Genomic DNA, 12,588 nt, shown 5'->3' on the forward strand with positions numbered 1-12,588 from the left:
GTGGCTGGTCGCGCAGTTCCCCGCGCCCCTGATGGCATGCCCTTCGGGCAGCCATAGCCCTGGCGGCGGAGCCGCCCCCTTGCCGCCGCCGTCCCCTTGGGCGGCGGGGCCGCCCCCGGGGGCGGGACGGGCGGGCAAGGGGGCGGCCCCTCCCGCTACCGGCCCCGCCCGGTGCCGCCCCTTGGCAAGCGCCTGCGCCGGACGCGTGTCCCAAGGGGCCCCGCTCAGCCCTGTATCCCCGCCAGCCGCCGCCGCGCCGGGCCCAGGCCGCGGCCCCGGCGCATGATGCCCTCCCAGGGGTTCCGGCGGGCCTGGTCCAGGACGGCGTCCACGTCACCCAGGGACCACGTGCGCGCCGTCACGTCCGGCGAGGACACCTGCTCCCAGGTGACCGGCACCGCCACCGGCGCCCCCGGCCGGGCCCGGGGCGACCACGGGGCCACCGCCGTCTGGGCGTAGCCGTTGCGCTGGACGTCCAGGTAGAGCCGGTCGCCCCGGGCCCGTTTGCGTACCGCCGTCGTCAGCCGGGACGGATGCCGCTCCGCGAGCACCTCCGCCACGCCCTTCGCGAAGGAGCGGGATTCGTCGTAGGTGGTGTGCCCGTTCAGGGGGACGACCACGTGAAGGCCCTTTGAGCCGGTCGTCATCGGTGCCGAGGAGAGGTGGAGTTCGTCCAGCAGCTCGCCCAGCCACCGCGCCGCGTCCCGCACCGCCGCGAAGTCGTCCCCCGGCGGGTCCAGGTCGAAGACCAGGCGGTCCGGCCACGGCAGCCGGTCCGTACGGGACAGCCACCGGTGCAGGCTCAGACACGCCTGGTCCGCGAGGTGCACCAGCGTGGCGCTGTCCTCGCAGACCAGGTGACGTATCGTCCCGCCCTCCTTGTCGACCCGCACCCTGCGCACCCACTCCGGCCAGGCCGCCGGGGTGTCCTTCTGCACGAAGCGCGGGCCCTTCACCCCGTCCGGCAGCCGCTCCAGCATCAGCGGCCGGTCGCGCAGCTGCGGCAGCAGGAAGAGCGCCATGCGGCGGTAGTAGGCGGCCAGGTCCGCCTTGGTGACCCCGACGTCGGGGAACAGGAGCTTGTCCGGGCGGTGCACGGTCACCGTGTGCCGCCCGGCCCGCACCTCCAGCGCCCCGTCGGGGTCCGTGGTGCTCCCGGTCACCGCACCACCGCCTTCTCCACCAGCAGCCGGACCGCCGCCGCGATCGACTCGGCGTCGATCCCGGCCCCGTACAACTGCTCGTCCGGACTGGCCGAGCCGGGCATGTTCGACACGGCGAGCCGGACCAGGCGCGGCACCGGGCGGCCGTCCGCGTACGCCTCGGCGACCGCGTCGCCGAGGCCGCCCTCGGGGTGGTGGTCCTCGACGGTGACCAGGCAGCCGGTCTCCTCGCCCGCCGCCCACAGCGTCGGCGCGTCGACCGGCTTGACGGAGTACAGGTCGATGACGCGGACCTGGATGCCGTCGGCGGCGAGCAGGTCGGCGGCGGCCAGCGACTCGTGCAGCGTGGCGCCCGCCGCGACCAGGGTCAGGCGGTCGCTGTCCGAGCGGCGCAGCACCTTGCTGCCGCCGATCGGGAACTCCTCGTCGGGGCCGTAGAGGACGGCGTCCTTGCCGCGTCCGGTGCGCAGGTAGCGGATGCCGTCGAGGTCGGCCATCGCGGCGACGAGCCGCGCGGTCTGGTTGGCGTCCGAGGGATAGAGGACGGTGCTGCCGTGGACGGCGCGCATCATGGCGAGGTCTTCGAGGCCCATCTGGGAGGGGCCGTCCTCGCCGATGGCGACGCCCGCGTGCGAGCCGACGACGTTCAGGTTCGCGCGGCTGACCGCGGCCATGCGCAGGAAGTCGTGGGCGCGGGTGAGGAAGGCGGCGAAGGTCGAGACGTACGGGACGTGTCCGCGCGCCTGCATGCCGACGCCCGCCGCGACGAGGAGCTGTTCGGCGATGTAGCACTCGAAGTACCGGTCGGCGTGGTCCTTCGCGAAGTATTCGGTACGGGTCGAGTCGCCGACCTCGCCGTCCAGGGCCACGACGTCGCCGCGCGCCGAGCCGAGCGCGGCGAGCGCCTGCCCGTACGCGTCGCGGGTGGCGACCGGGTCGCCGCCCTGGTCGAACCTCGGCAGGTCGAGGTGGCCGCTGGGCACCGCGTGCAGGGTGCGGGCCGCGGTCGGCTTGTGCACGTCGACGTGCCGGGCCCGTACGCCGCCCAGCTCCGCGATCGCCGCGGTCGCGTCCGGGAGCGGCTTGCCGTGCTTGCCCTCCTGGTCGGCGACGGCCTCGACACCCTTGCCCTTGACGGTGCTCGCCAGGACCGCCGTCGGCCGGCCGGTGGTCGAGCGGGCCTCGGCGTACGCGCGGTCGATGGCCGCGGGGTCGTGCCCGTCGACCTCGACGGTGTGCCAGCCGAACGCCTTCAGCCGCCGGGCGTACGCGTCGAGGTCGCGGCCGTGCCGGGTGGGCCCGCGCTGGCCGAGCCGGTTGACGTCGACTATGAGGGTGAGGTTGTCGAGCCCCTCCGACCCGGCGTGCTCCACGGCCTCCCACACCGAGCCCTCGGCCATCTCGCTGTCGCCGCTGATCACCCACACCCGGTAGGGGATACGGTCCAGCCGCTTGCCCGCGAGCGCCATGCCGACGCCGACCGGCAGCCCCTGTCCGAGCGAGCCGGTCGCCACGTCCACCCACGGCAGCCGGGGCGTGGGGTGGCCCTCCAGGCGGCTGCCCTGGCTGCGGAAGGTGAGGAGTTCCTCGTCGGTGATCGCTCCGGCCGCCCGGTAGAGGGCGTACAGGAGGGGCGAGGCGTGGCCCTTGGAGAGGATCAGGTGGTCGTTGCCGGGGTGGTCGGGGCGGTCGAAGTCGTAGCGCAGGTGGTGGGCGAGGAGTACGGCGGCCAGGTCCGCGGCGGACATCGACGAGGTCGCGTGCCCCGATCCGGCGGCGTCCGTGGCGCGCACGGAGTCGACCCGCAACTGCTGGCCGAGTTCGGTGAGTTCGTCGACGGAGAGGCCTGAGAGTCCTTCGCTGGGCATGTTTCTCCTCGTACGGGTCTGGCCCGCCGCTCCGCCGGAGGTGCGGGGCGCGCGGGTGCGGAGGGGCCGTGGTCCCGGGACCCGTCCCGCGTGCCCACACCCGGCGTGCCCAAACTCCGTGATCGGTGTGTTTCCGGGCGTCCTGCCGGGTTACCCGGCAAGCGAACGCCGCTCGCGGGCGCGCGGACCGTACGTGTCGCACACACCTACGACACCAGCCGCACACGCGTACGACACTCGCTCCCTGCGTCCGGACGGCACGCCCCACAGTCGGGAGGCACATCCCCATGACCGCATTCGGCTACTTCCTCAGCTGCGAGGAGTTCGGCCCGGCCGAGCTGGTGGAGCAGGCCCGGATGGCCGAGCAGGCCGGTTTCGAGGCCCTCTGGATCTCCGACCACTTCCACCCGTGGAACAACGAGCAGGGCCAGAGCCCCTTCGTCTGGTCGGTGATCGGCGCGCTGTCCCAGGCGGTGTCGCTGCCGGTGCAGACCGCCGTGACCTGTCCGACCGTACGGATGCACCCGGCGGTGGTGGCGCACGCGGCGGCGACGGCCGCGGTCCAGCTCGGCGGCCGCTTCCGGCTCGGGGTGGGGTCCGGCGAAGCGCTCAACGAGCACATCATGGGCGGTCCCTGGCCGAGCGCCCGCACCCGCCTGGAGATGCTCGAAGAGGCCGTCCTGCTGATCCGCAACCTCTTCGACGGCAACGAGGTCAGCCACGAGGGCAAGCACTACCGGCTGGAGAACGCCCGCCTGTACACGGTTCCCGAGGAGCCCGTCCCCATCGACATCTCCGCCTTCGGCCCCAAGGCCATGTCGCTGGCCTCCCGCACCGGTGACGGCCTGATCACGATGAAGCCCGACGAGGGCGCGGTGACGCGCTTCCGCAAGGGCGGCGGCGGGGCGAAGCCGGTGAGCGGCGGCTTCAAGGTCTGTTACGGCCAGGACCGCGAGGACGCCGTCCGCACCGCCCACCGCCTCTGGGCCTGCGAGCAGCTCCCCGGCGAGATGGGCCAAGTCCTGCCCACCCCCCGCCACTTCGAGCAGATCTCCACCCTGGTCACCCCGGAGGCGGTCGCCGCGAACGTCGTCTGCGGCGACGACGTGGACGCCCACGTCGGCCGGCTGCGCGCCTACACGGACGCGGGCTTCGACCGGGTCTACGTCAACCAGATCGGCCCCGACCAGCGGGGCTTCTTCGACTTCTACCGCACCAAGGTCCTCCCCCAGGTTCAGGAGCCCTGAGATGAGACTGACCCAGGTCGCCCACCAACCGTCCCCCGCCTGGCGTCCGACCCTGCGCACCCGGCTCGCGTACCTGCTGGCCCGGATCAGGTCGGTCGTCCTGCGCCGCCGCGACGCCTGCTGAGGCCGGAGCTCCCCGATGAGTCACCTGCTCCCCCTCGAACAGCTCGACGTCGCCTGTTACCTCGTCCCCACGGACGCCCCGGAGGCGGACGGCACGCTGAGCTGGGACCGTACGCCGGTGGTGGTGGTCGAGGCACGGGCCGACGGGACGACGTACGGCACGGGCTGGACGTACGCGCCTCCGGCGGTGGGCGCCTACCTCACCCAGGAACTCGCCCCCCTCCTCATCGGCCTGGACGTGTTCGACATCCCGGCCGCGCACACGGCGATGTGCGCGGCGGCCCGCGACCACGGCCGCTCCGGCCTGTCCGCGGCGGCGGTCTCCGCGGTCGACATCGCCCTCTGGGACCTGAAGTCCCGCCTCCTCTCCCTCCCCCTGTCCCGCCTCCTCGGCGCGGCCCGCCCCACGGTCCCCGTCTACGGCAGCGGCGGCTTCACCACCTACCACGACACCCACCTGGCCTCGCAGCTCGGCGGCTGGGTGCACGGCCAGGGCATCGACCGCGTCAAGATCCGGATCGGCGAGGCCTGGGGCCGGGCGGTGGTCCGCGACCTGGACCGGGTGCGCCTGGCCCGCGAAGTGATCGGCTCCCAGGCCGAGTTGTACGTCGAGGCGAGCGGCGCCTACACCCGCAAGCAGGCGGTACGGATCGGGGGCCCGCTGGCCGAGTACGGCGTGGGCTGGTTCGAGGAACCGGTCCCGGCGGACGACCTGCCGGGCCTGCGCCTGGTCCGGGACGCGGTGGTGTGCGACGTGACGGCGGGCGCGACCGGCGACCTCCCCCACTGCGCCCGCACGATCGGCGCGGAGGCGGTGGACTGCCTCACCCTGGACGCGACCCGCTGCGGCGGCCTGACGGTCTTCCTGCGCGCGGCGGCCCTGGCCCAGGCCCACGGCCTGGAGGTCTCGACCCGGGGCGCCCCCCATGCGCACGCCCACGCGGCGGCCTCGCTCCCGAACCTGCGCCACGTGGAGTGGTACCACGACCACGTCCGCGTGGAATCCCTCCTCTTCTCCGGCGCCCTGGACCCCACGGGCGGCACCCTCCACCCCCACCCGTCCCCCGGCCACGGCCTGACCCTCCGCCACGAGGCCGCAGAGTCCTACCGCTGCACCTGAGAAGCGCCCCGTCAGGGGCGCGGGGAACTGCGCGAGCAACCACACTCAAGCCGCGCGGCCAAGCGCTTTAGGTGAAGGGGCGGGACCGGGGCAGCGCCGCAGGCAACCGGGGTGCCGGACGCGGCACATGAAGAGCCCCACCGCAGCCCACCACCCCCGCCCAGAGGCCCTCTCACACCTTCGGCGCCACCCCCGGCACCGGCGGCACCCCCACCACCCCCGCCGGCCCACCCCGCTCCCCGGGCCGCACCCCCCGCGCCACCGTCACCCCACGGGCCCCCCGCGCCATCCCCCTGAGCACCACCGCCCCCATCAGCAACCCCACCCCCACCACCAGCGCCGAGACCCACATCGGCACCACCATGCCCAGGCCCAGCACGATCCCCGCCACCACCGCGCCTCCCCCGTACAGCCCCGCCGCGCCCGCCCCCGCGTACAGCCGTGCGGGCCGCTTGCGGGCGGCCATCTCCCGGCGCATCTCCTCCGCGACCGCGTCCCGGACGCCCTCCCGGACCGCGCGCTCGACCTCTTCCACCACGTTCACGTTCGGCTTGATGTCCATGCCTCTCGCGTACCCCGCATGTCCAACGCCCAACGCCCACAAGGGCCTTGTCCACATCCCAAGACACGTATCTCACATTCCAACACGCAGACGTACGGTGTACCCAGCACCCCGGAAGCCACGGAGGAAGGGCCCCGCCATGCCGAAAGAGACCGCCACCTACACCCACGGCCACCACGAGTCCGTCCTGCGCTCACACACCTGGCGTACGGCCGCCAACTCCGCCGCCTACCTGATCCCCCACCTGCGGCCCGGCCTGCGCGTCCTCGATGTGGGCTGCGGTCCGGGCACCATCACCGCCGACCTGGCCGCCCTGGTGGGCCCCGAGGGGCACGTCACCGGCGTCGACTCCGCCGCCGCGATCCTGGACCAGGCCCGTGCCACCGCCGCCGAACGAGGCCTGGAGAACACCGAGTTCGCACCGGCCGACGTGCACGCGCTGGACTTCCCCGACGACTCCTTCGACGTGGTCCACGCCCACCAGGTGCTCCAGCACGTGGGCGACCCGGTGACCGCCCTGCGCGAGATGCACCGCGTGTGCAGGCCCGGCGGGATCGTCGCGGCCCGCGACAGCGACTACCAGGCGATGACCTGGTACCCCGAACACCCCACCCTGGACGCCTGGTTGACCCTGTACCGCCGGGTGGCCCGCGCCAACGGCGGCGAGCCCGACGCCGGTCGCCGCCTGCGCTCCTGGGCGCTGAGCGCGGGCTTCACCGACGTGACGTCCTCCGCCGCGACCTGGTGTTATGCCACCCCCGACGAGCTGTCCTGGTGGACCGGCCTGTGGGCCGACCGCACCGTCGCCTCCTCCTACGCCGCCCGCGCGACCGAGAGCGGCCACGCCACCGAGGCCCAGCTCAAGGAGATCTCGGGCGCCTGGCGCGAGTGGGGCACGCACGAGGACGCCTGGTTCATGGTCCCGCACGGCGAGATCCTGTGCCGCGCCTGACCCCGGCACCGCACGGACGCGGTCAGCCCGCCCGGACCCTCACCTTCCGGGCGGCCGCCGCCACTCCATGATGTGCCCGGTGGCCCGGAACTCCTCGTTCCCCGCGAGCCGCCCGCTCCTGGTCTCCCGCAGCACGAAGCCCTCGCTGCCGTACAGCGCGAGGGCCCCCGTGTTCCCGTCCAGCACCGTGCACTCGACGCACGACGCCCCGGTCGCCGCCAGCGCGTGCCGCAGCAACTGCCGCCCCACGCCCCGCCGGTACCACCCGGGGTCGACGTACAGCCAGGTCAGCTCGTCGTCGGCGAGCGCCGCGAATCCGACGACGGCTCCCTCGTCGCTCTCCCCCACCCAGACCGCCCCGTCGAACAGCCCCTCGCCCTCGTAGGTGTCGTCCAGCGTGCGGAACGCCTCGCCCCCCACGCTCGCCCGCAGTTCGTCGAGCCGTGCCGCGTCGTGGATGCGGGCGATCGCCGCCCAGTCCCGGTCCTCGTACGCGCGTATCGTCACCATCCCCGGACGCTCCCACCCGCACCCGGGCCCCCACAACCGATTTCCGGCGGGGCCGATCACCGATGGTGCCGGCCAACTACCCTCGCCTGCATGGAGATTCTGGGAACCACACTGCGCATCTACGTGGAGGGCACCGACGCCCTGAACACCACGGCCGCCTTCTACGAGCGCATCACCGGTGCCACGGCGCAGCGCTTCGACCGCGGCGGCGTCTCCGTCGCCGCGGTGGGCTGCTTCCTGGTGATGAGCGGCCCCCGCGAGGAGATCGACCTGCTGCGCAAGCTGACGGCGACGGTGGCGGTCAAGGACGTCACCGAGGCCCACGTCACCCTGACCGCCGCCGGCGCGCAGATCGTCGCGGGCCCGGTGCCGACCCCGGCGGGCCGCAGCCTGATCGCCCTGCATCCGGACGGCTCGGTCTTCGAGTACGTGGACCGCAACCCGACCCCCTGAGCGGATCTTTCAGAACAGCCTCAGGACAGCCTGCGGAAGTCGTACGCCCCCGGCACCGGCTCGTCGGTGATCGTCGCCCACACGTCGCTGACCTCGGTCGACCCCTCCCGCAGGTCGGCGACCTCGAAGCCCGCGTCGAACACCGCCCGGGCCGCCTCCCGGTCGCCCTCCGCCACCAGCAGCCGGGCCTCGATCAGGCGGAAGCGGCCGGTCGTCCGGGTGGCGGGGCGCAGGCCCTCCCACACGGTCCGCGCCTCGGCGGTGCGCCCCTCGGCGAGGAGGGCGTCGATCGCCTCCCGGCCCAGGGCCGCGGTGGCCGCCGTCCAGTGCTCGCCGTCGCGGCGCTCCTCGCAGAGGTCGGCGAAGGCGGCCGCGTACAGGTCGGCGGCCCGCTCGCCGTGCCCCGCCGCACAGTCGGCGAGGGCGAGGTTGCGCAGCAACGGCCAGCGGGACGGGGCCAGTTGCAGGCCGCGCTCCCAGCTCCGTACCGCCTGGGCGAGATCCCCGGCATGCCACTGGGCGACCCCGAGGTGGTACTCGGTGAGGGGCTCGGCGGGGGCGGTCTCCAGCATGTCGCGCCAGTGCGGGGCGACCAGGGAGGGACCGGGCGGGACCACCTTGCGCGGGGCGGGGAAGACGCCGGAGCGCAGCAACTCCAGCCAGGGGCGCTGCTGTTCGCCGATCAGTGACTCCGGGAAGGGGGTGCCGGGCAGCTTGTGGCCGCCGCGCAGCACCTCCAGCGCACCCCAGCCCGAGCCGGTGTGCAGGAGCTCCCCCGGCTCCTGGTCGGCGTGGGCGAGCCAGGCGGTGTACGCGGCCTCCACGGAGGCCCGGGGCAGGGCTTCGTCCAGGGCGCGGGCGGCCTCGGTGCGGGCGGCGGCCCAGTCGTCGCCGTGCACCGGGGCGGGGTCGGCGGACAGCGGACCGTACGCCTCCAGCCAGCTGAAGTCGGCGCCGGGGTCGAGCGGTACGTGCTCCAGTTGGGTACGGGCCAGGCCCGCCTGGATCTCGGCGTAGCCGCCGGTGCCGGGTTCGGTGAGCCACTCCTGCCAGCGGCGGCCGCCCGCCCCCGCGCCCCAGACGAACAGCTTGCGGCCGCGCAGCCGGTCGGTGGAGGTCTGGACGAGGCCCTGCCCGGCCCGGTCGAGGGAGGCGATCCACTTCCGGGACTCGCCGGGGACCTCGTAGAAGTAGTCGGCGGGGTCCTCGCTGCGGGTGGGGTAGGTGCGGTCCGCGCCGTCGAAGTGCGGGACCGGGACGCGGGCGAGGGACCGCTCGTACCCGAAGTACCAGGCCTCGTCGGCGGGGGCCAGGACGCGGGTGTGCTCGTCCTCGGGGACGGCGATGTTGGACCACCAGTAGGCGGGCACCGGGCGCTCGTGCGGATTGCGGACGCGCACGCCGACGTACAGGAAGTCGGAGTCGGCGGGCAGCCACAGGTCGACCTGGAAGGGGAGGTCGCGCAGCCGTTCCCACTCCCAGAGGCGGACCATCTCGCCGCCGTCGGGGGCGGGCACGACCGCCGCGTGCAGGGGGGCGCAGGTGAGGGTGGTGTGGCCGGTGGCGCCGATGTTCCACTCGATGCCGCCGGAGTACCAGGCGCCGTTGAGGGCGAAGTCGGCGGGCTGCAGGACGGGGTTGCGGTACACCAGTTCGCGGCCGGTGGGCTTGTGGTGGAGGGAGTGGATCCGGCCACCGAGGCCGGGGAGAACGGTCGCCCGCAGGCGGTCGTTCTCGATCACTATCGACTCGACCTCGGTCGCTGCGCGCTCGCGCCCGTAGCCGTCGAGGGTGCGTACGGGCAGGGTGGTGCGCAGCGGCGCGTTGCCGATCTGCCGCTTCATGTCGCGCGGCAGGCCCTCCCTGGCGCGGTCGTCCAGCTCGTGCACCTGGTCGAGGGTGCGCAGCCCGGGCAGCGGGTTCTCGGGGCCCAACGGGGCCACGGGCAGGGTCAGTTGGGCGCGTCGCACGCTCGTGGCCACAGGTACCTCACTCGATCACCGGCACGCTCGGGCGCACGGTTTCGCGCACCCCTCTTCCGTGACCATCCGAACACGCTGGGCACGGGCCTGACCAGGGGTTCCGGCGGTCAGGATTATGCAAAGGCGGAAACTGGACGGTCCCCGTAGCCTGGCGTTTCACCGAGGTCCGCCAGCGGGGCGGACGGACACAGCAGAGGGACTGACGCCACATGGGCACGCAGCACACGTACCGGGTCATCGTGCGGGGCACCTGGGACGGGCTGACCGAGGAGAGCCGCACGCGCCTGCTCGCGGAGAAGGACGCGCACGGGCTGACCTCGATGCAGTTCTCGGCGGAGGGCTCGCTCACCTACGACGTGCCGCTGAAGCACTTCTCGATGCGGTACGTCGTGGAGTCCGACGCCGAGGACGGTCCCGAGATGGCGGGCGCGATCGCCGAGGACCGCGCCGAGACGCATCTGAGGTCCCTGGGCCACGCCCACGCCGAACTGCGCTCCACGGTGACCGACATGGACACCATGAAGGTCAACCGGAAAGCGCGGCGGTAAGGTCGATCTCGACGAGCTGCCCGGGGAAGCCGAGCTGTGCGACGCCGAGGAGGGTGCCGGCGCTGGTGAACGCGGGTGCGAGCGGGGAGGCCAGCAGCCGTGTCCAGACCTCGCCGAGCGCCGTCCGGTCGTCCGTGACGACGTAGATGACGCTGCGGACGACCTGCTCGGGTCCGGCGTCGACGGCGGCGAGCGCGGCCAGCGCGTTGGCCACCACCTGGTCGGTCTGGGCGAGCAGGTCCCCGGGGCCGACCAGGTCTCCCGCCGGGTCGAGGGGACACTGCCCGGCGAGGTACGCGGTGCGGCCCGCCTCGACGACGGTGATGTGGTGGTAGCCGGGGGTCTTGTGCAGGGTGTCGGGGTTGAGCCGCGTGATGCGGTCGGGCGCGGTGGTGTGCTCAGGTGCGGTCATGCGGGTCATGCTGCGGCTCCGACTCCCGTGCCCGCAAAGGCTTTTGGGGCCGGTACTCGGGGGCGGTGATCGCCCAGCGTTCGTGGTCGCGCCAGGCGCCCGCGATGAAGAGGAAGTCCGGCGAGTACCCCTCGTAACGGAATCCCGCCCGGCGCACCAGGGCGAGCGAGGCCTCGTTGCCGGGCTGGATGTTGGCCTCCAGGCGGTGCAGGCCGAGGCGGCCGAAGGCGTGCCGCATCACCAGGTCCAGGCCCTCGGCCATCAGGCCGCGCCCGGCGGCGTGGGCGAACGCGCCGTAGCCGAGGGCGCCGCACTGGAAGGCGCCCTCGACGATGTTGTTGATGTTGACGAACCCGGCGATCGCGCCGTCGTCCCGGGTGCAGACGAGGAATCCGGCCCGGGAGGGGCTCTGCACGAGGGCACCCGCATACCCGCGGAACGCCTCCACCGTCTCGGGCGGGGTCAGCCACGGCCCGTGCAGGGCGCGGCTCTCGCGGGTCCGCGCGACGAATTCCTCCGCGTCGCCGCGGCGGAACGGCCGGATGCCCACACGCGGGCCCTCGGCGAGGTAGGCGGGGGTGGGGGTGGTCAGCGGTTCGGACATCCGGCCAGGCTACGACTACCGCTTGGGGCACTTCTCGTCGGTCTTGACCACGCCCAGCTCCAGGGTGCCGCCGCGCAGCTTGGTGCCCGCCTTGGGCGACTGGGTGCACACCTTCCAGTTCGGCGGCCACAGCACCTTGCGGTGCTCGCCGCTCAGGTCGCGGATCTTGAGGGCGGTCTCGGCGCTGACGGTGCTGTAGACCCGGAACAGGTTCCGGCCGACGAAGTTCGGCAGCGGGTCCGGTTCGTCGGCCGCGACCGCCGCCACGGGGGCGGAGGTCACCGGGGCCGCCGTCGCCGCTCCCGTCGCGGCCCCCGTCGAGACCACCGTCAGGGTCAGTACCGCACCGGCCGCCGCCATCGCCGCACGCTTCCGTACCACTTGTGCCTCCTGCGTCTCTGGGGGAAGGGGGGACTCCCGCCCCGCTCGACCTCCAGCATGAGCAGATCCCGTACGCCGACGGGCAGTCCAGTCAGCCGTACGGGTGACGCGCACTGTTACGGTCCCGCCATGACCGAGACTCCCCAGCGCATCGAGCGCGTCCCTTTCACCGGTGACGAGAAGTCCACCCTCCTCGCCTCCCTGGACCAGCACCGCGACATCGCCCTGTGGAAGCTGGAGGGCCTGGACGAGGAACAGGTGCGCCGCCCGCTCACCCCGTCCGGCACCAGCCTGCTGGGGCTGGTGAAGCACCTGGCGGCGATCGAGTACGGCTGGTTCTGCGAGACGTTCGGGTACGAGACCGAGAAGCTGTGGTTCGCCCCCGAGGACGACCTGACGGTGGCCCCCGAGGAGACGACCGCGCAGATCGTGGAGCTGTACGGGCGGGCCAGGAAGGCCGCCGACCGGGTGATCCACGACCTGGACCTGGACCACCTGGGCACCTCGTGGGACGGCACGACGGTGTCGCTGCGCTGGGTGCTGGTGCACATGCTGGAGGACACCCTCCGGCACACCGGCCACATGGACATCGTCCGCGAGCTCATCGACGGCGCGACCGGCGACTACCGGACCCAGTGGGAGCTCGACGCCCAGGCCTGATGA

Annotated in this window: 15 protein-coding genes; 7 read left to right on the forward strand and 8 right to left on the reverse strand. The window is 73.5% G+C overall.

Translation table 11 applies throughout. From position 1 onward, the window contains the following. Positions 1–224: 224 nt before the first annotated feature. On the reverse strand, positions 225–1,163 hold the full coding sequence (ligD, locus tag ACIO3O_RS39665; protein WP_401754820.1) for a non-homologous end-joining DNA ligase: 939 nt from the start codon (positions 1,161–1,163) through the stop codon (positions 225–227). Beyond that, positions 1,160–3,031, reverse strand: a complete 1,872-nt coding sequence (locus ACIO3O_RS39670; protein ID WP_401754823.1) for a transketolase — start codon at positions 3,029–3,031, stop codon at positions 1,160–1,162. Before ACIO3O_RS39670 ends, ligD begins: the two co-directional genes overlap by 4 nt. A 287-nt stretch (positions 3,032–3,318) precedes the next feature. Between ACIO3O_RS39670 and ACIO3O_RS39675 the strand changes: the two genes are divergently transcribed. From ACIO3O_RS39675 to ACIO3O_RS39685, 3 genes are read left to right on the forward strand one after another with little or no spacing between them, the layout of a single operon-like run. After that, a complete protein-coding gene (locus ACIO3O_RS39675) occupies positions 3,319–4,278 on the forward strand; it encodes a TIGR03557 family F420-dependent LLM class oxidoreductase (protein ID WP_401754826.1) in 960 nt (319 codons plus the stop codon). A 1-nt stretch (position 4,279) separates the two neighbouring features. Beyond that, on the forward strand, positions 4,280–4,402 hold the full coding sequence (locus ACIO3O_RS39680; protein ID WP_401754829.1) for a hypothetical protein: 123 nt from the start codon (positions 4,280–4,282) through the stop codon (positions 4,400–4,402). Positions 4,403–4,417: 15 nt separating this feature from the next. Continuing rightward, positions 4,418–5,521 (forward strand): enolase C-terminal domain-like protein, encoded by a 1,104-nt coding sequence (locus ACIO3O_RS39685; RefSeq protein WP_401754832.1) that lies wholly within the window; start codon positions 4,418–4,420, stop codon positions 5,519–5,521. 172 nt (positions 5,522–5,693) lie between these two features. Here ACIO3O_RS39685 and ACIO3O_RS39690 read toward each other — a convergent pair whose 3' ends face one another. Further along, the gene (locus ACIO3O_RS39690) at positions 5,694–6,083 is read right to left on the reverse strand and encodes a phage holin family protein (RefSeq protein WP_401754835.1); all 390 of its coding nucleotides are present in this window, start codon (positions 6,081–6,083) and stop codon (positions 5,694–5,696) included. Between the two features lie 139 nt (positions 6,084–6,222). Here ACIO3O_RS39690 and ACIO3O_RS39695 point away from each other — a divergent pair, with 139 nt between their 5' ends. Next, entirely contained in the window at positions 6,223–7,035 is an 813-nt protein-coding gene (locus ACIO3O_RS39695) for a methyltransferase domain-containing protein (protein WP_401754838.1), read from the forward strand. 39 nt (positions 7,036–7,074) lie between these two features. On the opposite strand, the gene ACIO3O_RS39700 is transcribed toward ACIO3O_RS39695, so the two are convergent. Beyond that, positions 7,075–7,545 carry a GNAT family N-acetyltransferase gene (locus ACIO3O_RS39700; protein ID WP_401754841.1) on the reverse strand — a complete coding sequence of 157 codons (471 nt, stop codon included), beginning with the start codon at positions 7,543–7,545 and terminating at the stop codon, positions 7,075–7,077. Between the two features lie 90 nt (positions 7,546–7,635). Here ACIO3O_RS39700 and ACIO3O_RS39705 point away from each other — a divergent pair, with 90 nt between their 5' ends. Beyond that, positions 7,636–7,998: a VOC family protein gene (locus ACIO3O_RS39705; RefSeq protein WP_401754844.1), complete on the forward strand. Its 363-nt coding sequence runs from the start codon at positions 7,636–7,638 to the stop codon at positions 7,996–7,998. 20 nt (positions 7,999–8,018) lie between these two features. Here ACIO3O_RS39705 and ACIO3O_RS39710 read toward each other — a convergent pair whose 3' ends face one another. After that, positions 8,019–9,980 carry a DUF5107 domain-containing protein gene (locus ACIO3O_RS39710; RefSeq protein ID WP_401754847.1) on the reverse strand — a complete coding sequence of 654 codons (1,962 nt, stop codon included), beginning with the start codon at positions 9,978–9,980 and terminating at the stop codon, positions 8,019–8,021. Positions 9,981–10,189: 209 nt separating this feature from the next. Between ACIO3O_RS39710 and ACIO3O_RS39715 the strand changes: the two genes are divergently transcribed. Further along, positions 10,190–10,528, forward strand: a complete 339-nt coding sequence (locus tag ACIO3O_RS39715; RefSeq protein WP_401754850.1) for a DUF6204 family protein — start codon at positions 10,190–10,192, stop codon at positions 10,526–10,528. Here ACIO3O_RS39715 and ACIO3O_RS39720 read toward each other — a convergent pair. Genes ACIO3O_RS39720 through ACIO3O_RS39730 form a run of 3 tightly spaced genes read right to left on the reverse strand, consistent with a single transcriptional unit; the run spans position 10,506 to position 11,925 of the window. Further along, a complete protein-coding gene (locus ACIO3O_RS39720) occupies positions 10,506–10,940 on the reverse strand; it encodes a RidA family protein (protein WP_401754853.1) in 435 nt (144 codons plus the stop codon). The two genes, ACIO3O_RS39715 and ACIO3O_RS39720, sit on opposite strands and share 23 nt — an antisense overlap. Continuing rightward, on the reverse strand, positions 10,927–11,544 hold the full coding sequence (locus ACIO3O_RS39725) for a GNAT family N-acetyltransferase (protein ID WP_401754856.1): 618 nt from the start codon (positions 11,542–11,544) through the stop codon (positions 10,927–10,929). The genes ACIO3O_RS39720 and ACIO3O_RS39725 overlap by 14 nt, the downstream gene beginning before the upstream one ends. 15 nt (positions 11,545–11,559) lie before the next feature. Further along, positions 11,560–11,925 (reverse strand): hypothetical protein, encoded by a 366-nt coding sequence (locus ACIO3O_RS39730; RefSeq protein ID WP_401754859.1) that lies wholly within the window; start codon positions 11,923–11,925, stop codon positions 11,560–11,562. Positions 11,926–12,054: 129 nt separating this feature from the next. Between ACIO3O_RS39730 and ACIO3O_RS39735 the strand changes: the two genes are divergently transcribed. Beyond that, on the forward strand, positions 12,055–12,585 hold the full coding sequence (locus ACIO3O_RS39735) for a DinB family protein (protein ID WP_401754862.1): 531 nt from the start codon (positions 12,055–12,057) through the stop codon (positions 12,583–12,585). Positions 12,586–12,588 lie beyond the last annotated feature (3 nt).

The organism is Streptomyces sp. NPDC087440 (assembly GCF_044744005.1).
GTDB lineage: Bacteria > Actinomycetota > Actinomycetes > Streptomycetales > Streptomycetaceae > Streptomyces.

Coding starts and splice junctions, on each gene's coding strand:
- ACIO3O_RS39670 (WP_401754823.1), bottom strand. CDS start 3,031: ATGCCCAGCGAAGGACTCTCAGGCCTCTCCGTCGACGAACTCACCGAA.
- ACIO3O_RS39675 (WP_401754826.1), top strand. CDS start 3,319: ATGACCGCATTCGGCTACTTCCTCAGCTGCGAGGAGTTCGGCCCGGCC.
- ACIO3O_RS39680 (WP_401754829.1), top strand. CDS start 4,280: ATGAGACTGACCCAGGTCGCCCACCAACCGTCCCCCGCCTGGCGTCCG.
- ACIO3O_RS39685 (WP_401754832.1), top strand. CDS start 4,418: ATGAGTCACCTGCTCCCCCTCGAACAGCTCGACGTCGCCTGTTACCTC.
- ACIO3O_RS39690 (WP_401754835.1), bottom strand. CDS start 6,083: ATGGACATCAAGCCGAACGTGAACGTGGTGGAAGAGGTCGAGCGCGCG.
- ACIO3O_RS39695 (WP_401754838.1), top strand. CDS start 6,223: ATGCCGAAAGAGACCGCCACCTACACCCACGGCCACCACGAGTCCGTC.
- ACIO3O_RS39700 (WP_401754841.1), bottom strand. CDS start 7,545: ATGGTGACGATACGCGCGTACGAGGACCGGGACTGGGCGGCGATCGCC.
- ACIO3O_RS39705 (WP_401754844.1), top strand. CDS start 7,636: ATGGAGATTCTGGGAACCACACTGCGCATCTACGTGGAGGGCACCGAC.
- ACIO3O_RS39715 (WP_401754850.1), top strand. CDS start 10,190: ATGGGCACGCAGCACACGTACCGGGTCATCGTGCGGGGCACCTGGGAC.
- ACIO3O_RS39720 (WP_401754853.1), bottom strand. CDS start 10,940: ATGACCGCACCTGAGCACACCACCGCGCCCGACCGCATCACGCGGCTC.
- ACIO3O_RS39725 (WP_401754856.1), bottom strand. CDS start 11,544: ATGTCCGAACCGCTGACCACCCCCACCCCCGCCTACCTCGCCGAGGGC.
- ACIO3O_RS39735 (WP_401754862.1), top strand. CDS start 12,055: ATGACCGAGACTCCCCAGCGCATCGAGCGCGTCCCTTTCACCGGTGAC.